Origin of the sequence: Sulfurospirillum arcachonense DSM 9755, from assembly GCF_000597725.1 — a bacterium.
In the GTDB taxonomy this organism is placed as follows: domain Bacteria; phylum Campylobacterota; class Campylobacteria; order Campylobacterales; family Sulfurospirillaceae; genus Sulfurospirillum_A; species Sulfurospirillum_A arcachonense.
Genome location: NZ_JFBL01000002.1, coordinates 108,336 through 132,469 on the forward strand (window position 1 = coordinate 108,336; position 24,134 = coordinate 132,469).

21 protein-coding genes are annotated in these 24,134 nt (G+C 28.6%); 15 read left to right on the plus strand and 6 right to left on the minus strand.

Annotated features, from left to right (window positions below; genetic code table 11):
* Positions 1 to 27: 27 nt before the first annotated feature.
* The 4 genes from K354_RS0102255 to K354_RS0102270 all read right to left on the minus strand — a co-directional run bounded on the left by K354_RS0102255 (position 28) and on the right by K354_RS0102270 (position 4,860).
* On the minus strand, positions 28 to 1,824 hold the full coding sequence (locus tag K354_RS0102255) for a TRAP transporter permease (protein WP_024953890.1): 1,797 nt from the start codon (positions 1,822 to 1,824) through the stop codon (positions 28 to 30).
* Between the two features lie 8 nt (positions 1,825 to 1,832).
* Entirely contained in the window at positions 1,833 to 2,786 is a 954-nt protein-coding gene (locus tag K354_RS0102260; RefSeq protein ID WP_024953891.1) for a TAXI family TRAP transporter solute-binding subunit, read from the minus strand.
* A 131-nt stretch (positions 2,787 to 2,917) separates the two neighbouring features.
* Positions 2,918 to 3,700: an Ig-like domain-containing protein gene (locus K354_RS0102265; protein WP_024953892.1), complete on the minus strand. Its 783-nt coding sequence runs from the start codon at positions 3,698 to 3,700 to the stop codon at positions 2,918 to 2,920.
* Between the two features lie 95 nt (positions 3,701 to 3,795).
* Entirely contained in the window at positions 3,796 to 4,860 is a 1,065-nt protein-coding gene (locus K354_RS0102270) for an LVIVD repeat-containing protein (protein WP_024953893.1), read from the minus strand.
* A 67-nt stretch (positions 4,861 to 4,927) separates the two neighbouring features.
* Between K354_RS0102270 and K354_RS0102275 the strand changes: the two genes are divergently transcribed.
* The 11 genes from K354_RS0102275 (at position 4,928) to K354_RS0102325 (ending at position 20,359) form a co-directional block, all read left to right on the plus strand.
* Positions 4,928 to 5,614, plus strand: a complete 687-nt coding sequence (locus K354_RS0102275; RefSeq protein ID WP_169733410.1) for a hypothetical protein — start codon at positions 4,928 to 4,930, stop codon at positions 5,612 to 5,614.
* 9 nt (positions 5,615 to 5,623) lie between these two features.
* A complete protein-coding gene (locus tag K354_RS0102280; protein ID WP_024953895.1) occupies positions 5,624 to 6,775 on the plus strand; it encodes a toxic anion resistance protein in 1,152 nt (383 codons plus the stop codon).
* Positions 6,776 to 6,807: 32 nt separating this feature from the next.
* The gene (locus K354_RS0102285; protein WP_024953896.1) at positions 6,808 to 8,457 is read left to right on the plus strand and encodes a hypothetical protein; all 1,650 of its coding nucleotides are present in this window, start codon (positions 6,808 to 6,810) and stop codon (positions 8,455 to 8,457) included.
* A 21-nt stretch (positions 8,458 to 8,478) separates the two neighbouring features.
* On the plus strand, positions 8,479 to 10,764 hold the full coding sequence (locus K354_RS0102290) for an NHL repeat-containing protein (RefSeq protein ID WP_024953897.1): 2,286 nt from the start codon (positions 8,479 to 8,481) through the stop codon (positions 10,762 to 10,764).
* Positions 10,765 to 10,786: 22 nt separating this feature from the next.
* Complete coding sequence (locus K354_RS0102295; RefSeq protein ID WP_037940060.1) at positions 10,787 to 11,710, plus strand: AAA family ATPase; 924 nt, start codon at positions 10,787 to 10,789, stop codon at positions 11,708 to 11,710.
* A complete protein-coding gene (locus K354_RS0102300) occupies positions 11,710 to 12,909 on the plus strand; it encodes a DUF58 domain-containing protein (RefSeq protein ID WP_024953899.1) in 1,200 nt (399 codons plus the stop codon). Before K354_RS0102295 ends, K354_RS0102300 begins: the two co-directional genes overlap by 1 nt.
* Complete coding sequence (locus K354_RS0102305; protein WP_024953900.1) at positions 12,906 to 15,137, plus strand: transglutaminase domain-containing protein; 2,232 nt, start codon at positions 12,906 to 12,908, stop codon at positions 15,135 to 15,137. The genes K354_RS0102300 and K354_RS0102305 overlap by 4 nt, the downstream gene beginning before the upstream one ends.
* Before the next feature lie 154 nt (positions 15,138 to 15,291).
* The gene (locus K354_RS0102310; RefSeq protein WP_024953901.1) at positions 15,292 to 16,443 is read left to right on the plus strand and encodes a trans-sulfuration enzyme family protein; all 1,152 of its coding nucleotides are present in this window, start codon (positions 15,292 to 15,294) and stop codon (positions 16,441 to 16,443) included.
* Positions 16,444 to 17,910 (plus strand): aminotransferase class I/II-fold pyridoxal phosphate-dependent enzyme, encoded by a 1,467-nt coding sequence (locus K354_RS0102315; RefSeq protein ID WP_024953902.1) that lies wholly within the window; start codon positions 16,444 to 16,446, stop codon positions 17,908 to 17,910.
* Between the two features lie 56 nt (positions 17,911 to 17,966).
* Positions 17,967 to 19,223 (plus strand): MotA/TolQ/ExbB proton channel family protein, encoded by a 1,257-nt coding sequence (locus tag K354_RS0102320; protein ID WP_245600559.1) that lies wholly within the window; start codon positions 17,967 to 17,969, stop codon positions 19,221 to 19,223.
* Positions 19,224 to 19,285: 62 nt separating this feature from the next.
* Positions 19,286 to 20,359 (plus strand): OmpA family protein, encoded by a 1,074-nt coding sequence (locus K354_RS0102325; protein WP_245600561.1) that lies wholly within the window; start codon positions 19,286 to 19,288, stop codon positions 20,357 to 20,359.
* A 118-nt stretch (positions 20,360 to 20,477) separates the two neighbouring features.
* Here K354_RS0102325 and K354_RS0102335 read toward each other — a convergent pair whose 3' ends face one another.
* Together K354_RS0102335 and dnaJ are read right to left on the minus strand one after the other, a co-directional pair.
* The gene (locus tag K354_RS0102335) at positions 20,478 to 21,089 is read right to left on the minus strand and encodes a M48 family metallopeptidase (protein WP_024953905.1); all 612 of its coding nucleotides are present in this window, start codon (positions 21,087 to 21,089) and stop codon (positions 20,478 to 20,480) included.
* Positions 21,090 to 21,095: 6 nt separating this feature from the next.
* Positions 21,096 to 22,223, minus strand: coding sequence for a molecular chaperone DnaJ (dnaJ, locus tag K354_RS0102340; RefSeq protein WP_024953906.1), 1,128 nt, complete (start codon positions 22,221 to 22,223; stop codon positions 21,096 to 21,098).
* Positions 22,224 to 22,378: 155 nt separating this feature from the next.
* On the opposite strand from dnaJ, the gene K354_RS0102345 reads away from it, so the two are divergent.
* The 4 genes from K354_RS0102345 (at position 22,379) to K354_RS0102360 (ending at position 24,110) form a co-directional block, all read left to right on the plus strand.
* Positions 22,379 to 22,678, plus strand: a complete 300-nt coding sequence (locus tag K354_RS0102345) for a DUF2325 domain-containing protein (RefSeq protein WP_024953907.1) — start codon at positions 22,379 to 22,381, stop codon at positions 22,676 to 22,678.
* 67 nt (positions 22,679 to 22,745) lie between these two features.
* On the plus strand, positions 22,746 to 22,940 hold the full coding sequence (locus K354_RS0102350) for a hypothetical protein (protein WP_024953908.1): 195 nt from the start codon (positions 22,746 to 22,748) through the stop codon (positions 22,938 to 22,940).
* A 16-nt stretch (positions 22,941 to 22,956) separates the two neighbouring features.
* The gene (locus K354_RS0102355; RefSeq protein ID WP_024953909.1) at positions 22,957 to 23,619 is read left to right on the plus strand and encodes a hypothetical protein; all 663 of its coding nucleotides are present in this window, start codon (positions 22,957 to 22,959) and stop codon (positions 23,617 to 23,619) included.
* Positions 23,610 to 24,110 carry a flavodoxin gene (locus K354_RS0102360; RefSeq protein ID WP_024953910.1) on the plus strand — a complete coding sequence of 167 codons (501 nt, stop codon included), beginning with the start codon at positions 23,610 to 23,612 and terminating at the stop codon, positions 24,108 to 24,110. Before K354_RS0102355 ends, K354_RS0102360 begins: the two co-directional genes overlap by 10 nt.
* Positions 24,111 to 24,134 lie beyond the last annotated feature (24 nt).

Consider the following 24,134-nt stretch of genomic DNA (forward strand, 5'->3'; position numbering starts at 1 on the left):
AGAGGGATTTTCCCTCTTATAAGTTTTTTAAAAAGGGAACATTATAACTGCAATCGAAACTATAATCATCCCTGCTCTTAATATCTTTGATAATCTATCGTTCACTAAAGCATTTGATAATATAGCTAAACCTAAGGCGATTTTTACAAAAGATACTAAAGCTAAAAATAGGTGAGTATCTGGGTGAATTAGGTTTGGATTGACTATAAAAGACAGAGGTACTATATAAAGACCAATACCTAATTTCATAGCTTTTGAAACAACAGGTAGCCAGTTAGTATCTGCCATACCGGAAGCTATAAAAACGGTTCCGCAAACTGGAGGTGTTATAGTTGAGAGTAGTGCAAACCAAAAGATAAATAGATGAGATTGGAGTGCTGAGAGACCATACTCTTGAAGGATTGGACCTGCAACTGAAACACAGATAATATACGCAGCAGTCGTAGGAACTTCCATTCCTAAAATCAAACACGCAAGAGCTGTCAAGATAAGAGCAATCCAAAGCTCGCCTCCTGATAAAAAAAGAATTGCCGAAGTAATCTTCACTCCAACTCCAGTTATGTTTAAAACACCGATAATAATACCAGCACAGATAATAACCGAAGCAATAGTAGAAATTTGCTTAGAGGCTGTGATACTACCCTCTAAAAACTTTATAACAAACTCTTTTAAAGATATTTTCCAATTTTTATCAATGATAAGTAAAGAAATACTAGCAAATATAGCAAGCGCTGCTGAGAATTGGGGAGTCTTCCCATAAATTAAGAGTGCAGATAACAAAAATCCAAAAGGGATAAGAAAAAATGGACTGAGTTTAACTACATAGTTTAGACTAGGAATAAGACTTTTGTCCATTGGCACTAAATTATATTTTTTTGCAAACACATCAATACCAATCCACACGGTAAAGAAAAAGAGTATAGCAGGGAATATCGCTGCACTCATAATAATCGTATAATTTACCCCTAAAAGTTCAGCCATAATAAAAGCACCAGCACCCATAAGTGGAGGCATAATCTGACCACCAGTAGAAGCAACAGCTTCAACAGCAGCCGCAAGACTAGAAGGATAATGCAATCTTTTCATAGTAGGAATTGTAAAAGCTCCCGTTGAAGCTACATTAGCAGAAGCTGAACCTGAGATTGAGCCAAAAAATGCAGATGCTAAAACAGAAACTTTTGCTGCTCCACCTCTAAGTCTTCCTGCAAGTTTTGTTGACATTGACATAAAGGCATTACCACCTTCTCCAACACCAACAAATGCTCCTAATATGACAAATACTGCTACGACATTAACTGAAATTCCTGTTAATGAGCCAAAAACACCACCTTCTGCAATAACAAGAGTTCCTAAAAAACTATCCATTGGAATTTCTTGATGTCCAAAATTTCCAGGGATATAATGCCCCCATAAACCATATGCTAAAGCAATGACAGCAGTTAATGGAAGAGCTAGTTTTATAGCACGTCTTGCCATTTCAAGTACAGCTACAAGAAGAGATATAGCTACAAAATATTGTAAATTTCCTTCAAGTGAGCCGTACTGGTCTTCTAAATCAACATGATTTGAAATGATAAAATAGACAGAAAAAAGAGCTAAAACAAGCAATACATAACCAAAATATTTTGTAAATTTTGATACTTTGTTATTATCAGTAAGTAAAAACACCCAAGGTAGAACCAAACCTAAATGCACAGGTCTACTTACTAAGTTTGGCATAAGACCTGTAAAAATTAAATACACATGAAAACCAATAGTAATAATCGCAAGAGCAGCTACTAACAAATATTTTGTTGTTAGTAGCTCATTTTTTATATTGTCCATATTTACGGTTATTTTAATTTAGCAGGAACATTGGCATTTATTTCAGTATAGTACTTTAATGCGCCTTTATGAAGTTTTGTATTGAACATTGCTAAATTTGAAGGAGTTATTGCTTTCCACCAAATATTTTGTTTCTCTAAGTTTGTTTTAGATTCCCAAAATGCTTTTGTAAATTTGTAAGCTGTCTCTTCATCCATATCTGTTGTTGTATAAACTCCAACAGGTAAAGTTGTCGTTGCTATATCTTTATCTATGCCAGAATATGTTCCAGCAGGAATGATAAGCTTATCTCTTTTTGTTAATTTAATTTGCTCATCACTCATACTTAAAATATTGATTTTAGTACTTGCTACGGCTTCTATTACGTTTGGTGCAGGATATGAACCTGAGGTTGCAAAACCATCTATTTGACCATTTTTAAGAGCAGCTACAGCACCTGAGAGTTCTGCACCTATAAGTTTTACATCATCTAAACCAAATAGTTTCATATACTTTTTAGCCTCTTTTGAACCAAAACTTCCTTTACCTATCAGGAGTGATTTCCCGTGTAAATCTTCAAAAGTTTTTACTCCAGATTTTTCACTTACAACAATATGCATTGTTAGAAATGGGATTGGAAAAAGTGATCTGATTTTTGCATAACTTTCTGGATTGTCTTTTTTAAACATCGCTTTTTTATTTTGAGCAAGTTTTACTAAAACAGGAGGAGTTGTAAAAATGTAGTTACCTTTTCTTTTTTTCACTTCTTTTACATTTTGAACAGAACCTTGACTCTCTTCAATAGTTATATGCAACTTTTTATCGCTTTTCCTTCCAATATTCTCACCAATTTGTACTGCCATTTGGTAGTATGATGAAGAAGATTTTGCTGACTTGTAAGTAATCCTCGCTTCATCACTCGCGTGTAATGAAAGTCCAAGTGAACAAAGTGCCACCACTGTTAAACATTTTGATAATCTCATAATCCATCTCCTAATTTTAAGTTTTAAGATTATAGCAGTAAAAAAACTCACTTTCAATATAAAAATAGAGTTTTTAAATGAATATGGAGTTATTAATTTTGATAGATAATTATTATTGATTGAGATAAATTTTACTTAAGTTCTCCAAGAATTCCATTTTCATCAAATTCACATTTTTCTTTTGATGGTTTTGGTGCACTAAAGACTTCACCGCTAAACTCTGCGTTATACTTTTGATATGCAATGTGTCTTTGTATTGTATTAAATTGAATTTTTTTTAATTCTTTATCTGTATCGATATATTCATATTTTTTCTCTAATTTTGAATTTATAGAGAATATATATCTTTCACAACTATAGGAATTATCTATATATTTAGTAGTCTCATGAGCTTTACTAGGGTATTCAATCACTAATTGATATGCCCTGGCATTTTGCATAAATAAGCCAATCTCAATAGGATTATCATAAGTTTTATATATCCATCTCTCCACATCATCCCTAACCCTATTGTTGTTGCTATCTATCCCAAGAAGTGTAGAGTTGTTTATAGTTGGGTCTGGCTCAGGTGGAAGTCTGTATCCATTTATCTTTTTATACACTGTTATAGTTATGGTATTTGATGTTATATTGTTTACTTTTACTTGTAAAGTTGTAGTTCCTTTTTTTAAAGCTTTTAGTGTATTGTTCTCTATACTTACTATTGAGTTATCTTGTATAGTCCAGTTTATATTGTCTGTTATATCTTTTGTAGTATTATTTGAGTAAATTGCTTTTAAATTTAGAGTTGTTTGTGTATTTTCTTTTAGTTCTGTTTTTGTTGTTTTTAGTACTAGGTTTTTTATAGGTACATTTGCATAGGTACTTAATGAAAGAATACACAGTAGTATAAATTTTATTACTAAATTAGACATTTTATAACCTTTAATTTTACTTATTTTAGATTTAAGTATGTTATTGTAATTCAATATAAGTAAGTGTATATCTACCAACAATAACATTTAATTAGCTATCTTAATTTAATAACTTTCATACCACCTATACCATTTGCTACAAAAAGTATATTTTCATTTATAGACAAACCAAGATTCAATGCTTTATGTTTTTTTGTAAAATTGATATTTATTGTTTGAAGTGATTTTGCATTATCTGGATTTTGGATATCTACCATTTCAACAGTATCATTGAGATTAGATATATATAGAGTTTTCCCACCTTTTGAAACTATAGCACTTTTTGTTATTTTAGATGATTTATATATGCCTAAAGGTTTTGGATTTAGTTTATTGGCTATATCTAATATTTCTACACCATTGTAGCCACTAGATAAAAAAGCACGTGTTTTGTTAAAGGAAAGTGTGATTTTTTCTGCATCACCCAATGTTATATAATTTCCTATTAGTTTAGGTTCCTGATCAAAATTAATATCCAGTATATCTATATCAAAAGATGAAAGGAGATATATTATATTTTCTTTTACTTCAATTATATCAAAATATTTTTTCTTGGTATTATATTTAGTAATTATTTTTATCTCATCAGGATTTTTAATATCTAACACTTTGATACCACTTTTATCAGTAAGATATAAGTAGTTTCCATTTTTTGATATACAAAATTTATATATTTGCTCTTGATGGTTATATGTAGTTAGTAATTTTGGTTCAGAAAGGTTTTCAATATTGATACTATATATTCCCGCTAGTGTGTCTCTTACAAATAATATATTTTTATCCTCTACTAACTCCAGGCTTCTAGATTTATCATAAGAGTTTTTAAAGTATTTGAATTGTGAGATTAGTTTTGGATCTAAAGGGTTTTGAATATCTATTATATATATGCCCCTACTATCAGCTACAACATAAGCTGTTTTTGTATCTTTTGATAGTTTTATATCTCTTATAGTTCCTCTTAGATTAAGAGTTTTACTATTTTCGATAGATATTATCGGGATTTGTTGAACATCTATATCAGACTTTTGTGCGAAATAAAAAATAATAATTAATGGTAATATAAGTATAATTAAAAGTAAAAAAATAAGTTTTTGTTTAAATTTCAACTGATGATCTATCACATTTACCTCTTAAAATATTTATATAGGATAGTATCTAAAAATATATAATATTAACTTAAAACTACTTATGATAAAATCAGCTAATTTTAATTTTGGATATTCAATGATTGATATGGTTTTTTACTTTTTTAGACAACAAAAGATATTTTTTTATTTTGGTTTATTATCTATAACTACATTATATAGCTACATGTTAGCCTTATATTTTTTAGATTTATCATCATTTGCAATCAATGTATTTAATTTGTTGACAGCTTTTAGTTTTTTATGGTTCATCCTAACTTGTATAAGCTTTTCTAAGAACAAAGAAAATTATACATATAATAGAGAGAAAGAAAAATACAATTTGTTAAGATACAAGATAACATTAAAATATAAATTAGACATTAAAGACAATATATTTTCAAAAGTTGATTTGATTACATCATTTATGAAAGACAAGTTTTCGAGTAAAGGACTTTTAAGTATCAGAGTGTTAAAAGTGGCAAACTCTTCACTAAATTTATATATAGAAAATCTAAAAATAAAATATGAACTAAACAAAGCGCTATCAATCAGTTCAGATTCAAATAAAGAGATATTTTATCAAAATGAAATAAAAAAAAATACTGCGCAAAACTTTAGTATAGAAAAAAACTTAGATGACTTTATAAAAGAGCTTATGGGTAAGAACAACAATGACCATAAAATAGAAAATATACTAAATGAGTTTGAGCATTCAACACAGATATTGACAAAGATAAAACAACGATAGAGGAAAATGATGCAAGAAATAAAAAAGTCTATAGATAAACAAGAGATGTTAATTACCCAAGAGACTAGTGTTTTTGAAGACAATTTGACAGAAAATAACACTGACAATATCAAGGTGAAAGCTAAAGAGTTTTTAGAATTTTTTGTTGGTAAAGATAAAAGTGAGATTAGAGGTATATTAGAGAGTATAACACTTGATGATATAGAAGCACTTGAAAACTCATCAGCACTTTTAGGAAGTAAAATATCTAATATAGAATCTATAGATGACACTAAATCCAATGATATAGCTAAAACGCTTGTAAGTCTTAGTAATGAAGTATCTAAAATAAATCCGAATAAACATAATTTATCTGCAAAAAGTTTTTTATCTATGCTACCTTTTGTAGGTAAGCCTATTAATAAATATCTCACAAAATTCAAATCAGCATCAGAGCTTATTGATGAAATACTAAATTCACTTAATGATGGAGAGAAGCTGCTTCGTGATGATAATATAGTACTACAACATGATAAAGATAGATATAAAAAAGCAGCTATTGATTTGCAAAGAAAAGCACTTGTTATGCAACAAGTTATAAATGCAATTGAAAACAACATAGAAAATCTGAATGATAAAGAAAAAGAGTTTTATGTAAATAATCTAATGCTAAATCTTCAGAAAAAGATTAGAAGTATTTATGAAATACTCATAGTTACTCAAGAGGGCTTTTTATCAAATGACTTTATTATAAACACTAACTGGGAATTAATAGATAATATCTCTAATGTAAAAGTGGTAACAAAAAGAGCATTAGAAGTTGGTGTAAGTATGCTAGTAGCACTTGAAAATCAAAAAAATGTTATTGAAGCGGTTGAAAAAACTAAAGAAGCTACTAATGAACTTATAGTAGGTAATGCAAAACGTATGAATGAACAAGGTACAAAAATTTATGAAAAAGCAGGAAAAGCAACATTAAGTATAGAATCATTAAAAGAAGCATTTGCAAATATAGATGAGGCCATGACTAAAATAAGTACTTTAAAAACAGAAGCTCTTAAACAAGCAAAAGAGGAAGTATCTACAATGAAAGAGATAAGCCATAAGCTAGAAGCTAAAATTAATGAAGTACAAGTTATAGAAAAAATCACAGCTATAAAAACACCTAATATAACAATCTAAAAATACAATAATGGGTAATTAGTAGATCATATATGGCATTTATAAATGAATATGCATCACAAGAAGATATAAATAAATTTAAATTGGATGAACTATTAAATAAGTATTTAAATGCTGCTGCTTCATATAAATATCATTGGACTATAGATAAAGATACAAACAGTTGGCTTATGCCCTTAAAACAGTTAAATAGTTCTGAGACTATCTGGATAGTTCATTATAAAAATACAAATATAGAGATTAAACTATGGATGGTGGAAAATAGATGGGATTTAATATCCATTGCTTCAAATTCATTCAATAATGTAGAAATAATAGAAATCTTACAAAAAGCTTTAATGGGTTTTAATGGTAAGAAAATAATCTGGGCGATACCCAAAAAAATAGAAAAAATAGAAACAATTCAACCCAAACGACCTAAAAGAATTATTCACAATAAAGATATATATATTAGTTTTTTATTAGTATCTATAATTGCTTCTATTGTATTTTTTATACTACAAAAAAGCACAAATGATAGAAAATCTATAGAAGTAAAGAAAATAAATAAAAATACTAATAGAGTCAAAAAGAAAGGATATGAGCAGGAAATAAATAACATTATTGTTATAGATAAAAATAAAGATGGATCTATTTTAACTACTATGTTGAAAAAATCCTCAATATATTTTGATTTAACAGGTGATGGCATAAAGACGAAAGTCGGATGGTTAAAACATAGTGATGCTATTTTAGTATATGATAAAAATAATAATGGCAAGATTGATAATATAAATGAACTCATCAGAAATAAAAATATAATTGATGATAATTTATATTTAAAATTAAAAATTTGGCAAGATAAAAATGAAGATGCTATATCACAAGCTGATGAATTAGTAAAATTTGATATGAAATACCTTTCTTATTTAAAGGTTATAAAATTAAAATATGATCCTCGTATTTCATATAAAGATGTATCAACTATCAAAGATTATAAAGAAAATCCAATATCTAAAACTCTACCATTTCTTAGAGGATATGGAGTAGTTATTGATAGTAATATAGCTTATAATTTAGATAACAATTTGCAAAAATTAGCTATTGAATATGCATCAGATATACAAAAAACTGCAAATGAATTTGAAATTTTTATGGATGTTTGGTCAGGCTACAATAAAATGCAAAAAGATTTACAAAAAAAATATAATTTAGAAAAAGTACCAAAACTATCAGATGTAGAAAGAAAAATATGGACAATGGAACGTTTTACATGGAAAGTAAATAGTGATAAAATCGAGGCTAAATTAGAAACAATTGCTAAGGGTATGCAACATGGTGGTAGCGATATAGCATTGCCTAAAAAATATAATTATAAGTATGTAAATACCATGTATAATAAATATACAAATCGATGTAAAGCATTTTTTTCTCTAGATGCTTTTTATTCAGATTTATTGAAAGGTAACGTTGAACATAAAAGAGGTATAGATAGATATGTTATCAAAAATAAAAGTTTATTTTACAAAAAAGTAGCCAAATATCTGAATGATGAAAAAAATACGATTTTTAATAAGCTATATTTAGCTCAACAAATGAAAGTATTAAAAGGCACTTTTTTAGATTTTGATAGAAACAAAATAATCTCTAAAATTAATGATAATGAAATTAGAGGATTAATTAGTGACATATTTACAAAATAAAATATTAAGTTTATTAAAACTATGGCAGATAAAATAATGGCATTTATTAATGAATATGTATCCCAAGATGATATAAATAGATTTAAATTAGATAAATTGTTAAATAAGTACTTAAATAAAGTCGCTTTATATAAGCATCATTGGATTGTAGATAGAGATACAAACAGTTGGCTATTACCTATCAAAAGGCTTAATAATTTAGAATCCTTATTGATATTTCATTATAAAGAAACAAATATAGAGATAAAACTCTATAAGACTGAAGATGGATGGGATTTAATATCTATCGCCCCAAACTCACTTAATAATCAAGAGATAATTCACTCTTTAGGAAAAGCTTTAGAAGTCTTAGGTATTGATGATGTAATATATTCAAAAGTAAAAGAGCTAAATTCTAAGGAAAATAAAAAAGAGATTCAAATAGATGTCAAGAAAAAATCAAAAAGAAAGATTAATTATTTAGATATTTTAGTATTTATTATTGTATTAGTCATCCTTTCTTTTATTGCATATGATAGTGATGTAATTACTACAAATGTAAAAACAGAAAATAATCAAACAATGGAGAACAATGTTAGTACAGATTCTACAAAAGCTCAAATAACAAAATCTAAATATGATATATATGCTGTTGTATTAACATCTAAGAATGATAGTGCAATATATGGACTTAATAATAGTAAATTAAGCAGTAGAACTAGAATTATAAAAAATGCTAATAATTTAAGTAGTTCTACAGTAGATAAATATGGAAATATTTACTGGGGAAATAGAACTAAAAATGGTATATATAAATCTAATCCTGACGGTACAAATATAAGAAAAATTATTACTTTACCAAAAAATAGTAGACATGATGGCATAGCAATTGATAATAAAAGAGGAATAATATTTTGGACACATTGGTTATATGATAAAAAATACGGTGAATTATGGTCTTCAGATCTATTGGGAAATAATAAGAAGATAATATTATCTGATAAAAGTATAATGGAATCAGGTGGAAAAATTTTTTATGATTATATATACGATAAACTCTATATAAGTGATTATCTAGGTAAAAAAATTATAGTTTATGATTTTAAAACGAAAGATAGTGAAAAATTGACAAATTCTTCTCAGCCAGAAGATCTTGTAGTAGATTATAAAAATAAAAAAATACTTTGGAGTGATTCAGCCAATTATAATATATCTAGTATTGCTTTTGATGGTTCAAATAAAAAAGTTTTAATCCAATTTAAACATAAATCCACAGATCTAAGAGCATTAACAATAGATTCAGTAAATGAGCGATTGATATATTCATATAGGGGTGCATTAAACGATGTTATAGGAAATTTAACAACAAAACTTGAAAGTTCAAATCTTGATGGAACAAATAGAAAAATTGAGAGTTTAACTCATGACAATGAGATAAAATCACTATTCTTTACTACTAAAATTGATAATTATAAAGATTTAAAAAAAGTATCTAAAGAGAAAAAAATTAATCAAACAGTAAAGCATAAGTATGATATTTATTCTGTTGTGCAAACATCTAATGATAAAAATGGAATATTTGGTATTAATATAGAAGACTTAAATACGCGAACTGAGATTTTAAGTTTTAGTGCTAATTTAAGTACTTGTAAAGTAGATAAAAATGGAAATATTTATTGGGGAGATAGGACCAATAAGGCTATATATAAAGCTAATGCAAATGGAACAAATATAAGAAAAATCATTACAGTTCCAAGTGGACCTAGTGGTTTAGCAATTGATAATGAGGGTGAAAGAATATTTTGGTCACAGTGGATACCGAAGAAAAAATATGGTGAAATAGGTTATGCAGATTTGTCTGGAAATAATAAAAGAATACTTGTATCAGATAAGAACATTATGAAGTCTGGAGGAGGGATGTTTTATGATTATCTTTATAATAAACTTTATGTTAGTGATTCTTCAGGTCATAAAATTGTTATGATTGATATAAAAACTAAAAATGCAACGAGATTGTCATATGCTGCTCAGCCAGCCAAGATTGTAGTTGATTATAAAAATAGAAAAGTAATTTGGAGTGATGCAGCTAGTGATAATATATCTAGTATTGATTTTAATGGTTCAAATAAAAGAACTTTAATTCAGTTTGAAAGTAGATTTTCAAATCCTGATTCGTTAACAATAGATACAATTAATGATCGTTTGGTATATGATTATGATGATATTATTGAAACATCAAACCTAGATGGGACTAATAGACGAGAAGAGGGATTTACTCATTTTAAATTTATCAAATCACTATTTTTTGCTAATCATGGTTCAAATTAAATTTAAAAATTGAAGGAAAATAATGTCAAATGATATTGATAAATTAATTAAAAATATACAAAGTGTTATCATAGGGAAAGATGAATCTATAAAACTTCTTGTGGTTTCTTTGTTAGCAAAAGGTCATCTTCTTATAGAAGATACTCCTGGCTTAGGAAAAACTATTTTAGCTCGAGCTTTATCTAAATCAGTAAATGGTAGATTGCGTCGTATACAATGTACACCTGATCTTTTACCTTCTGATGTTACAGGTGTCTCAATTTATAATGAACAAGAGAGAATTTTTGAATTTAAACCTGGACCTATTTTTGCAAATATACTTTTAGTTGATGAAATCAATAGAACTACTCCTCGTACACAATCGAGTATGTTAGAAGCTATGGAAGAGCATCAGGTAACAGCAGATGGAAAAACTTATAGACTTCCATCACCTTTTATGGTTATTGCTACACAAAACCCAATAGAGTTTCATGGAACATATCCACTTCCAGAAGCTCAACTTGATCGTTTTTTTATGAAAATAAGTATGGGTTACCCAACGATAGAAGCTGAGATAGAAATAATGCAGATGCAAGAAAAAGTACATCCTATAAAAAATTTAAAACCTGTTATATCTATAGATAAACTCATTGATCTTCAAAAACAAGTAACTGATATAAAAATAGATAAACTTGTATTAGAGTATATTGCTTCTATTATGCATGCTCTTAGAAAACACAACTCTTTAGCTTATGGAGCAAGTCCAAGGGGATCACTTGCACTTATGCATGCATCTAAAGCTTTTGCTATGATTGAAAAAAAAGATTTTGTAGATCCAGATATTATTAAAAAAATTGCTATATCTGTATTATCTCATCGTATTGTTATAAAACCTCAGTATATTTCAAGTTTAACAAATGAAGATATTATTGCTGATGTATTAGCAAAAACAAAAGTACCAAAGTAGTGTTAAAGTTTTTTATAGAAAACAAAATAATCATACTACTGTTCATAATTGCCATAGTTATTTACATCATTGCAATTAATAGAGGACTTGAGCTTCTTTATGTGATAGCAGAACTTTCTTTAGCCACCCTTGTACTCTCTTTAATTGCTCCATATTTTAATATACTTGGTATAAGGGCATCTGTAAAACACCCAAAATATTCTAAGCAAACTCAAAATATACCTATACTCATAGAGATATCTGCATCTAATTTTTTTGGTAAATATTTTTTAGAGGTATGGTTAAAAACTCCATTTTCTACAAATATGAATCATATGTTTTTTATCAAAAGCCTCTATAAAAAACTCACAATAGAGAGTGAAGTATCATCTGATATTAGGGGTGTACATCAGATAGGTCCACTTCATATACAGACAGGTTTCCCATTAGGTCTTAAAGTTTTTAACAAAATATTAGAAAATACAAAGAGTGAAATTGTAGTTTTACCAAATCCTCTTCAAGTAGAAAAATTTCCTTTAAGTCAAGATGAGTCCTTTGCTCTTTATGGAGATAATAAAAGTAAAAAAAAGGGGGGACATGATGAGTTTGTATCTGTAAGAGAATACAAACGAGGTGATTCCCCTCGATATATTCATTGGCCTAGCAGTGCAAAAAAAGGTAAACTTATAGTACGAGAGTATCAAGATATATTAGCGTCAAGTTTAATTATAATATTGGATTTAAATAGAGATTTTAATGTAGGCTTATCTAAAGAAAGTACACTTGAATACGCTATAACTATAGCATCATCTTTAGCTATTTACGGACTTGATAAGGGATACAGTGTAAGTATATATGGCCGTAGTAAAGATGAGATAAAACTCATAGATATAAAAGGTTCCTACAATAATACAGAGATACTTAAAAATTTGGCTTATGTTGAGAGTGATGGGGATAAAAATTATGTTGACTCAATAAAGCATTTTCTTTGTTTAGACAAAAGAGGTGGTACACTTATTCTTTTTGATAATGGGAGTGGTGAAGTAGAGAGAAATATGAACTCTTATATCTCAAGTGTTTCTAATCTTGTTTTATTTGATATAGATGCACAGAGTTTTAAAAATGATGTTTTTAATGAAGAATTTGAGATTCATAATTATACAAAATATAACAAATATATATTAAAAAAGGGTTGTGATTTGAAAAGGATGCTAAGTTGAAAAATTTAACACTTTTTATAGCCCTTTTCTTTTGTGAAGCTATACCTACTTTCATAGTAACACAGTATATTTATCCAGATTATATTATTAGTTCTTTAGTTATTTCATTACTAGCTATATCTCTTATATTTTCTTGGTTTTTTGCTGATTACAACAATAAACTTCTCAAGTACATAGGCTATATAGGTATGTTTATAGGGATAGCATCATCTATAACATACTTTACTAATTATGCTTCATCTACCGGAATACTCATAGTAGCTCTTTCTATGATAATAGGGCTAAATATTTTTCTAAATGAGAGAAGGATGTTGGCATATCTTCTTATATTTTCATTTATGCTATTTCTATTTGCTAGTTCTATAGTCTTTAATCAGTACTCAATATTAAGTATTATACTTTTTACATTCTCATTTTTTACTGTAGTTGTAGCTGATTATTATAATTCAAGGATATATCTTCAAAGCCATTACAACTATAAAAAGAGACATAGTTTTTTTGGAACCATACTTATACTTGTAGTTGTTGTTTCAATTTTTACTGTTGTTTTATATTACTTTTTGCCACAACCACAATCTATACACTACGGTGTGCTTCCTTTTGGTGGTACAAAACAATACAAAGGTGTAATAGGTGAAGATAATGAAAAAAGTAAATATTATAAAGAGCATACAACAGAACTACCTAAGTATACTATAGATGGTAAAGAAACAAAAAGTGCCACAAATCATTTGGTATTTAACAAACCAATTAAAAAAGTAAATCAAGAAAAAAAAATATATAGTGGTAAAGAAAAAAATTTTTTAAAAGAAAAAAAGTTAAAATCTAAAAATAAGAAGGCTTATTACTCTAATATTTATACAGATGAAAATAACGATCTAAGCAAAATATTATTTGAAGTAAAAGGTAAAGAAGCACGATTTTTAAGAGGAAATACTTACGCAGCATTTAATGGAAAAAGCTGGAAAAAAATTTTAACGAAGATGTATACTATTAAAAATGGAAACAAAGGTTATTATCGCTACTGGAATGGCAAAGAGTGGACAAGAAGAACTAATTCGATTATGCCTAACGATTTATACTATAATGAATACTTTACACAAAAGACAGATAACTATACTATAACAGTTAAGGGTAAATTAGTAGGGAAACCAATTATATACATACCAGTAGGGTTATTAAGATTACAGTTTCCTACAGATACATTTTATGAAGATGCAGCAAGAACTATCTATGCACCATCACAGCTAGAGATTGGCACATACTATACTGCAAGTGTTGAGAGTGAAGGATATTATGGTTATGATGCTATGAGCTATGCAGATGTTTGGTATAAAAAAGTATACTCAAGAGCTGGATATAAACTTGATCCTAAAGTAAATAAACTTGCAAAAAAACTTACTAATGGCTGGAATAACTCTTTTGAAAAAGCACAAGTAATAGTTAAATACTTTAAAATTAACTACAAATATAAGCATTCATCTATAAAGAGCACAATACATAATCAAACACTTTCCAAAATGCTTTTTGAAACAAAAATTGGTAATGCATTGCAGTTTAATACCGCACTAATTATGATGCTTCGTTCAACAGGAGAATATGCAAGACTAGCTACTGGATATGCTCCAAATGAGTATAATTTATCCACAAGTTCATATATAATTGAAAGAAAAAATAAAGCTGTATGGACTGAGATCTTTGTTAAAGATAGAGGTTGGGTAGCCATTCATGCCGCTGATGACATACCGTTTGAGGGTGAAGCAATAAACGGACTAAATGAAACTTTATTAACCAATGCTCAATTAATATATTTAAGTGTATTTTCAATATGCTTAATTCTTACGATTTTGTATTATTCAAGAAAGTATGCATGGTCATATTTATCAAAATTTCGCATGAAAAAATATATGCAAAAAAGTGATATACATTTTGTGATTGATACATATAAAGAGGTAGAAAAATACTATAGACACTTTCAAAAAGGACAAAAACCAAGTTATACTCTTCAAGAGTATGAAAGCTATATAAAAGAATTAAAACCACAAAATAGTCCTATAATAGAGTACTTAATCTTTTACTCAAATCAAGCTATATATAGAGGAGAGTTAGACTTAGGATTTGATAAAGACAGATATTTTGAAGTTGCTTTATATTTAATAGATAACTCTTTTGAAATAAAAATTGTTGATAGTTATGTAGTTAGAAAACTCTTAAGAATTTGGAGTTAATATTACTATGATTTTAGAATATTTTATATTAGAAATTATGTAATGTCTTTACATATAAAAGTTAATCTGTAAATAGCCTATTTTTAATCTACTTGAAAATTATCAGTTTTTTAAAATGTATATAGGATATAATTTCTAAAAAACTAGGATAACTATGCCTTTACATGTAGAAACAAATTTAGCGCATATACAAGATTTTGCAAGCGAAGCAGATAAGTATGGAGCTTCACACTTTCCTATCTATAACACAGGAACTTTTGATTTAAAAAAACAAGATGGCGATAGAGTATATGATTATACAAGAAGTGACAATCCAACTCGTGAAGTTTTAGAAAACCTTTTTACTAAAGTAGAAAACGGAGCAGGGTGTGTTTGTACGCATACGGGTATCGCAGCAGTTGCTCTTTTGTTTGAAACTGTTTTAAAAGCGAACTCACATGTACTTGTTGAGGCTGATTGTTATGGGGGTACTTTTAGACTTTTGAAGATTTTTAAAGACAAGTACAACGTCACAGTTCACTTTGCAAACTTCTTACATGTAAAGGAATTAGAAGAGATTTTGAAGAACAATCCTATTGATTTGGTTCTTTGTGAATCTCCAACAAATCCTGGTTTAAAAATCATAGATTTACAAGAAGTTGCAAGGGTTTGTAAAAAACATAAGGCACTTTTTGCAGTAGATAATTCACTTGCAACATTTATAAGCCAACGTCCACTTGATTTGGGTGCTGATTTTTCTTTGTTTTCAACGACAAAGTATATCTCTGGTCATGGAAGTGTGGTTGCTGGAGCTATTGTAGCTAAGAGTAAAGAGCTTGCAAAAGAGGTTCATTTTTATGCAAATGCTCATGGACGAAGCCAAAATCCTATGGATGTGTTTTTGATAAGTCTAGGAATCCCTACTTTAAAAATTAGAATGAAAGAACATGAAAAAAATGCTCTTAAAATTGCAGAGTTTTTGGAAAATCAAGAGTACATAAGTAAAGTTACTTTTCCTGCTTTAAAATCTCATGCCCAATATGAGTTAGCAAAAAAACAGATGGATTTTATACCAGGTCTTTTTACCGCGGATTTTACGAGTGTAGAGTTGGCGGAACAGTTTATAGAAAATACAAAGATATTTGGAGAAAAATGTTCATTTGGAAGTCCTGACTCTCGTGTAGAGATACCTGCGAAAATCTCACATGCAACTTTTTCAAAAGAAGAACTTGAAGCTATTGGTATTAAAGATAGTTCGGTGAGATTTTCAATTGGTTTGGAAAATGTTGAAGATTTGATAGAAGATATAAAACAGGCTGTGTTATAAATGCAAAAGTTTTTTCCTATCTCTTGTGGTGAGACACTTCCACCAAACAACGTTCATGCAGTCTCTGTTTCTATTCCTACTATGAAAGATGTGTTGGACTATGAAGAGGGGACAAATAGTTGCATAAAAACAGGTTATCCTCGGTTTGTCTTGCATCCTTATTTAAAAAAACTTGCACTCTTTTTACAACAAAAATATAGTATAGAAGAGGCTCAAGAGATAGTTTTGGTGAGTTCAAAAAGATTTGCTAAACTTATATGTGAGAGATATGGTTTAAAATTACTCGATTGTGATGAAGATTTTGGTGTAATTTTAGTAGAAAAAAAATCAAATGGTTTACAAAATGTACTCAGTTTTATCCAACACGTAGGATGCAATCTCTCTTCGAGGTTGGCTGAAAAGTATCTCTTTGAAAATGAACTTATTTCAAGTTTACATGTAGAAGAGTTAGAAGATGAAAAAAGTGCAAAAGAGAAAGTTCTCTCAACTCTAGGAGATGCCTACAATCAGCCAAAAGAAAACATCTGTTTAACTACTTCAGGCATGAATGCAATCTACTCTGTTGTTAAAGGAATTCAAGCCTTACATGTAAACAAAGATACTATCATTCAGCTTGGATGGCTTTATCTTGATACGATGAATATAGTAGAAAATCACTTTTTAAATTCAAAAGTATTTTATGATGTAAATAGACTCGATTTGCTTGAAGAGTATTTAAAAAGTGAAGCAAAGAGAGTAAGTGCTATCATCACTGAAGTTCCAACCAATCCACTTTTGCATTGTGTTGATTTAGATGAACTTAAAAAACTTTGCAACAAGTATGAGATAGTTTTGATTATAGATGCAACATTTGCTGTGCCTTATAATCTAGATTTGAAACCCTATGCAGATGTTTTAGTTGAGAGTTTAACAAAGTTTGCTTGTGGCAATGCAGATGTTCTTATGGGAAGTTTTATTATCAACGAGAACTCCTATTTGAGCCAACATAAAAAACTCTTTTTCTCTCAAGCAGATGAGCCTTATATACAAGATATACAACGTTTAGCATACGAGATACAAGGATATGAAAAAAGGGTAGAGAAGATAAATAAAAATACTCAAGAGCTTGTAGAGTACTTAAAAACAAAAGAGTATATTAAAACTATTTATTACGCCTCATCTTCACAAAACTATAAAAAATTAATGAGGCATGAAAATGCAGTAGGTGGAGTAATTTCACTTGTTTTTACAAAAGAGTTTGCAAAAGTATACGACACCCTTAATTTTGCAAAAGGACCTAGTTTAGGCACAGAGTTTACTCTTTTAATGCCTTATGTTTATTTGGCTCATTATGATTTGATTACATGTAAAAAGGGTATAAATGTTTTACATGAGAATGGTATACCTATAGATTTACTCAGGGTTTCTGTTGGAATTGAGAATATAGAAGAAATAAAAGAAGAATTTGATAAGTTGCATTGTATATAATATAGTTACTTTTTTTTGTTATACTTGGGGATAAATTTTGCATTTAAAGGATATTTATGAGTGAAGTGAATCTTTCAGGACTAGAAGAGAAGAGACAGCCAAGTTGTTTTGGAAAGGTTTTATCGTTACTTCTTTTTCCTTTTATAATCTTTCTTACAGTCTTAGCTGGATTTATGACATGGATACCTTTTAGGGTTGAGATTCATAGTGTGGTTATGATAGGAATTATTTTTATAATTTATCTATTTTTCCTCAAACACAATGCATTTTATGCTTCTTGTAAATTTATTCAAGACGTACCAATATTTAAAGAAGAATTAAAAGAGTATATTCAAAAAAATATTTTAATTATAGGACAAACAAAAAAAGCAAATGCTTCTTATGATGATTTTGCAAAAAATTATACGGCTGACTTAAGAGATGAAAACTTTGCATCTGTTGCTGCTGGTATTTTCCCGACTTTGGGTATTTTGGGTACATTTATATCTATTGCACTATCAATGCCTGATTTTTCTTCACAAACTTCTGCTGTTTTAGAAAAAGAAATCTCACTTCTTTTAGGTGGAGTAGGAACAGCATTTTATGTCTCTATATATGGTATATTTTTATCTATTTGGTGGATTTTATTTGATAAAACGGGACTGAGTAAATTTGAGAAAAAACTCAATGCTATTAAACTAGATACAAAATCACTTTTTTGGAATAAAGAAGAGATAGAACAGACATATTTTCAAAAGAGTATGGAAAATTTTGAGAAATTAAACCAAGTATTTAATAACTTTGCACAAGATGAGTTGATAGAAAATATGAATAAAACTATGGCTCAAAGAGTTGAGATGTTTGGAGATATCATATCACTTGAACAAGAAGCAGTGAAAAAAGCAACTTCTCAAATGAATGAGAGTGTAAAGGTAATGGAACTTGCACAAAATGCAAATGAGCATATATCTTTGGATTTTAAGCAGATGTTATTACAGTTTAAAGAGGCATCTTCTAAATTTGAACAAAGTGCATCTTCTCTTGGAGATATATCAAATTCATTAAAACAAAAAGATGAGCATTTAGTAAAAATCACAGAGTCTTTAAAAAATATAAGTCCGGAAAATTTAGAACTCATTCACCAATCAATAATAAAAAACTTTGATACTATGAAAAAAGATACAGACCAAATTGGTTGGGCTTTTAATACGTATCTAAATGAATTTGATGATAAGTTTGGAAATAAACTCAAAGAGACACTTTTAACTATAGATAGTGAAGTTGTAAAGATAGTCAATGCACTTGAACAAGTAAAAAATCTAGAGAATTCATAATGTATAAAAACAATAAAAACAAGGAAGAATCCGGAAATTTTTGGATCTCTTATGCCGATTTGATGGCTGGTTTATTATTTGTTTTTATTCTTTTACTTGGGGCTATTGTGGTGAAGTATGTATTTATTCAAACAGATTTACAAGCAATACGAACTGATTTACAAAAAGAAAAAGATGCTTTAGGTTTAAGTGAAGATGCCTTGAGTGATAAAAAAAAGAGATTAGAAAAAATAAGATCACAGTTAAAAAATACGCAACAAGAAAACTTTCATCTCTCTTTTGAGTTGACTAAAGCAAAACAACAACTTCTTGCAAAAGATAAAGAGATTAGCAATGCACAAAACAGACAAAAAGAACAAGATGAGTATATCGCTACAAAAATTGAAGAGATTGCTTTAAAGAAAAACGAGATCCAAAAACTCAAAGATTTACTTTTTGATTATGAATTAAAAGAAAAAGATTTAAAAGAAAAAAATGAGAATTTTGCAAAAGAGATAGAAAAAAACATACATGCAATTACGCTTAAAGATGAAGAATTAGCACAGCTTGAAAATACTCTTTTAATTCAAAGTAAAGAACATCAAGCTTTGATTGAAGAGTTAGATATAACAAAAGTAAAAATCAAAAGTTTGACAGGGCTTCGTATAAAAGTAGTTTCAAAATTGAAAGATAAGTTGGGAAAAAATATAGATATAGACAAAGATAGTGGGGCTATAAGATTTAGTTCAAACATACTTTTTGAACAAGATAGTTTCAGACTCAAAGAGGGTGCAAAACAAGAGTTAAGCAATGTGTTAAAAGAATATATCAACACCCTTTTATTAGATCCTGATATAAAACAATATATAGATCAAATCAATATAGAAGGTTTTACAAACTCGGATGGAACGTACCTTTATAACTTAAAACTTTCTCAACAAAGAGCTTTGGAAGTGATGAAATTTTTATATGAGAAATACCCTCAAGACGAAGCACTTTTTAGAAAATACGTCAGTGCAACAGGAAGATCTAACGCAAATACTATTATAGATAGTAATGGAAATGAAGATAAAGATGCATCAAGAAGAATAGAGATAAAATTTAGGATAAAAAATGAAAAAGCCATTAGTGAACTCGAAAAATTCTTGGCAAAATGATATTGTTCTAAAAACTCAAAAGGAACGAGAATTAATAGAATATTTAGTAGAAAAAAAGAAAATTGAACATGGTAAATTTTCTACTAAATGTAAGAAGTTTTTCAAAAAAATCTTTTGATTAGATTTGGGGAGAATACCTTTTTAATGTTTTTTCATGCTCTTTAAAATTTGGCATAAACTCTTTTACATGTAACCAAAAATCTTTTTGATGATGTTTGTGTTGTATGTGTGAAAGTTCATGAACTATGATGTACTCAATGCATTGGGGTGGGAGTTGTACTAAAGAAGTGTTGAAACTAAGTTCATTTATGTGACTGCAACTTCCCCATCTTCTTTTTGATTTTCTAAATTTTATATTTGTTGGTTCTACATTCATAATAAGGGAGTATTTTTCTACTAAAGGAGGAATGAACTCTTTTGTTTTTTCTTTGTAAAAATTGGCCAATGAACCCTTTACATGTAAAGCTTTTTTTTCACCAAATAATAATACCTTGTTTTCTTCTTCATAGATTTTTTGGATTGAATTTTTTTGACTTAAAAATTGTAATTTTTCATATATCCATTTAGCTTTTTGCTCTACTATAGAATGAACTTTTTTTGCAGAGTAATTTGGATTTTTTACAACAACCCCTAAGAAGGGGTCAATTGTAATATATAAGTTTTTTAATCTTTTGTTTGTAATCACGCAGTAAGGTAGTTTTGTATTGTTGTAAATAACAAAACTATCCATAAATATTTATTTAAACCAGCCCTTGATTTTATCTACTACACCTTCAAAACTACTCTCATGAGGTGAGCTTTCGATACCAAAGCCTTCTTGCAAGCTTATTAATGCTTCTCTTTGTTCATTTGTAAGTTTTTTAGGATACTTAATCATGATTTGAGCTATCATGTTTCCTAGCTCTCCAGTGTGAACATTTCTCACACCTTCTTTTTTAAATACAAATTGTTGCTTGTCTTTTGCTCCCATAGGAAGTTCAAGTTCAGTTTCACCTCTAAGCGTTGGAATAGTAATCGTATCACCAAGTGCAACTTGCGTAAAGAAAAGTGGAACTTCAATATATATATCATCATTGTGTCTTACGAAGTGATCATCTTCTCCAACATTTGTTTGGATATATAAGTCACCTTTTTCTCCACTTTCATCAATATTTCCACGTCCAGTGACTCTAATTCTGTTTCCGTTATCAATTCCTTCAGGAATATCTATTTTTACAGTATCACTCTCATCACTATAACCTTTAGCATTACAAGTGCCACAAGGATTTTCTATAGTAGAGCCTTTACCATTACAAGCAGGACAAGTTTGAGAGTAAGTCATAAAACCTTGTCTATAAAAAACTTGGCCTTTGCCGTTACATTCATGACAAGTAGATTTTTTACCATCGCTACTTCCAGTCCCACTACAGTCATCACAAGGTTTTTTATAACTAAATTTTACTTCTTTTGAGCAGCCAAAAATTGCTTCATTGAAAGCTAATTCAACTTCAACTTCTGTATCAAGAGGGTATTTTCTTTGTCTTCTTTGTCTACTGCTACCACCACTACCAAAGCCACCACCAAATACTGATTCGAAGATAGAGCCAAGATCACCCATAATATCTTCATAATTCATATCTGAGAAGTGAGAAAAGCCTTGTGAATCAAGACCAGCTTTCCCATATCTATCATAAGTTGCTTTTTTCTCAGGATCACTTAATACTTGGTATGCTTCATTTACAAGCTTGAATTTTTCTTCAGCTTCTTTATCTCCTTCATTTCTATCGGGATGAAATTTTAACGCTTGTTTTCTATATGCTTTTTTAATAGCACCACTATCTGCATCTCTGCTAATTTCTAGTATTTCGTAATATTCTAAGTCCAATTTTTTCTCTTTTATGTAGTTTTTATTAAGAGTGTAATTCTACCAAAAATAGAGAAAATTATCAATCTAGTTATTATAATGAAAATGATTATCAAAATAAGAAAGAATTAAGATATTTTATATTATGATTTCTTTATCAATAAAAAGGAGAAAAAATGTCTGTATTAGTCTTAGGCGGTGACAACATTGTCCCAATTAAAGTAATTTTAGGTGATTTAGGTGTTAATAATATAAAACATTGGACTGCTAGAAATAAAAATAGTATTAATAAAAAGTCTTTACCAACGGGCATTGATTGTCTTGTTATGCTTACAAATTTTTTAAATCACAACACCATGTATAAATTTAAAAAAGAAGCAAAAAAAAGAAACATTCCTTTTATCTGTGCTACACGTAATGAAAATTCAATTAGCAGTGAATTTAATAAAAAGTTTGGAAGCAATAATGAAAAATGAATTAAGAATTTATAAAAAAGATAATTTGATTCAACAAGATGGTTGTACTTGTTAAAAAGGAGTAAAAATGGCAAAGCATATAATAGAAAAAATAAATAATTTTAGTAATTATAAGTTTGATGAACAAAGAAGTAAGGTAGTCAATTTAAAAAATTCAGATGAAACAAATATCGATGAATTTTTGGATATTCAATATCTACTTGATTGTAATAGAGTAAGGTACTATTTTGAAAAAAATTTTGAAATACAAATTATAAAATAATGAAAAAGGCAATAGTATGCAAGTAGGTTATGTAAAAGAGGGGAATAGAGTCATTGAGTATCTTCCTCCAAACTCTCAGTACACTAAAGAAGAAAGAAGATTGGTTTTTTTCAAATTTTATAAATACTATGTAGATAAAAAATTGAGATTAAATGCAGAGGATATAAAAAATGGAAGAAACATTTACGAAGTATTTCAAAATAAACTAAAAGACAATACTATATCTGAAAGTTTAAAACAATTTATTTTAAATTCACAAGAAAGTATGCTTTTTAATCTTGATGATATGTTTTTACATCTTGTTTATGAAAGAAGTAAAAGAGCAAATCCTGATGCAAAAGTAAGTTTAATGGGTGATAATATTGTTATACGAGATGATGAAAATGAGACTACACCTACAATGTTATATGTCTCTTATTTAAAAGTAGATAAGAAAAACTTTTTTAATAGTTCGATTGTCAAAAAACAGGTTGATGATTCAGCCAAGATAATAAATGAGACAGATATAAAACAAGTCTATTTAGTTTATCCAAAACAGAGTGATTTTACAAAACATATAAAACTCAATTTGCTAGAAAAAGTAAAATTTAATTTTGATGAATATAGAGTTAAATTGGTTCCATATTCATTTTCATTTTGCACGAATAAAAAATTACAAGGAGATAAAAAATGCGCATAGGGATAATCTATGGAAGTAGTGGTGGTACAACACAAGATATAGCTACACAAATAAAAGAAACATTAGGTATAGAAGCTAATTTGATTGATATTGCTGATAGTTCAAAAGAGACGTTTGATACGTATGAAAAATTCATTATTGGTACTTCTACTTGGGGAGAAGGGGATTTACAAGATGATTGGGATGATAATTTAGAAGTATATAAATCAATAGATTTTAATGGAAAATCAGTTGCATTTTTTGGAGTTGGTGATCAGGAAAATTATTATGATAGTTTTGTAGATGGCATGGGTATTTTATACGAAATAGCTAAAGAAAATGGAGCTACTATAATTGGGGATAATTGGTCAAAAGATGGGTATGAGTTTGATGAGTCAAAGGCTATTGTGGATGACTCTTTTGTTGGATTGGTTATAGATGAAGACAATCAAAGTGATCAAACTATGCAAAGAATTGAGACATGGATAGAAACTATAAAACATAATTTTTAAAAATAATAGATATAAAAGTGAGGA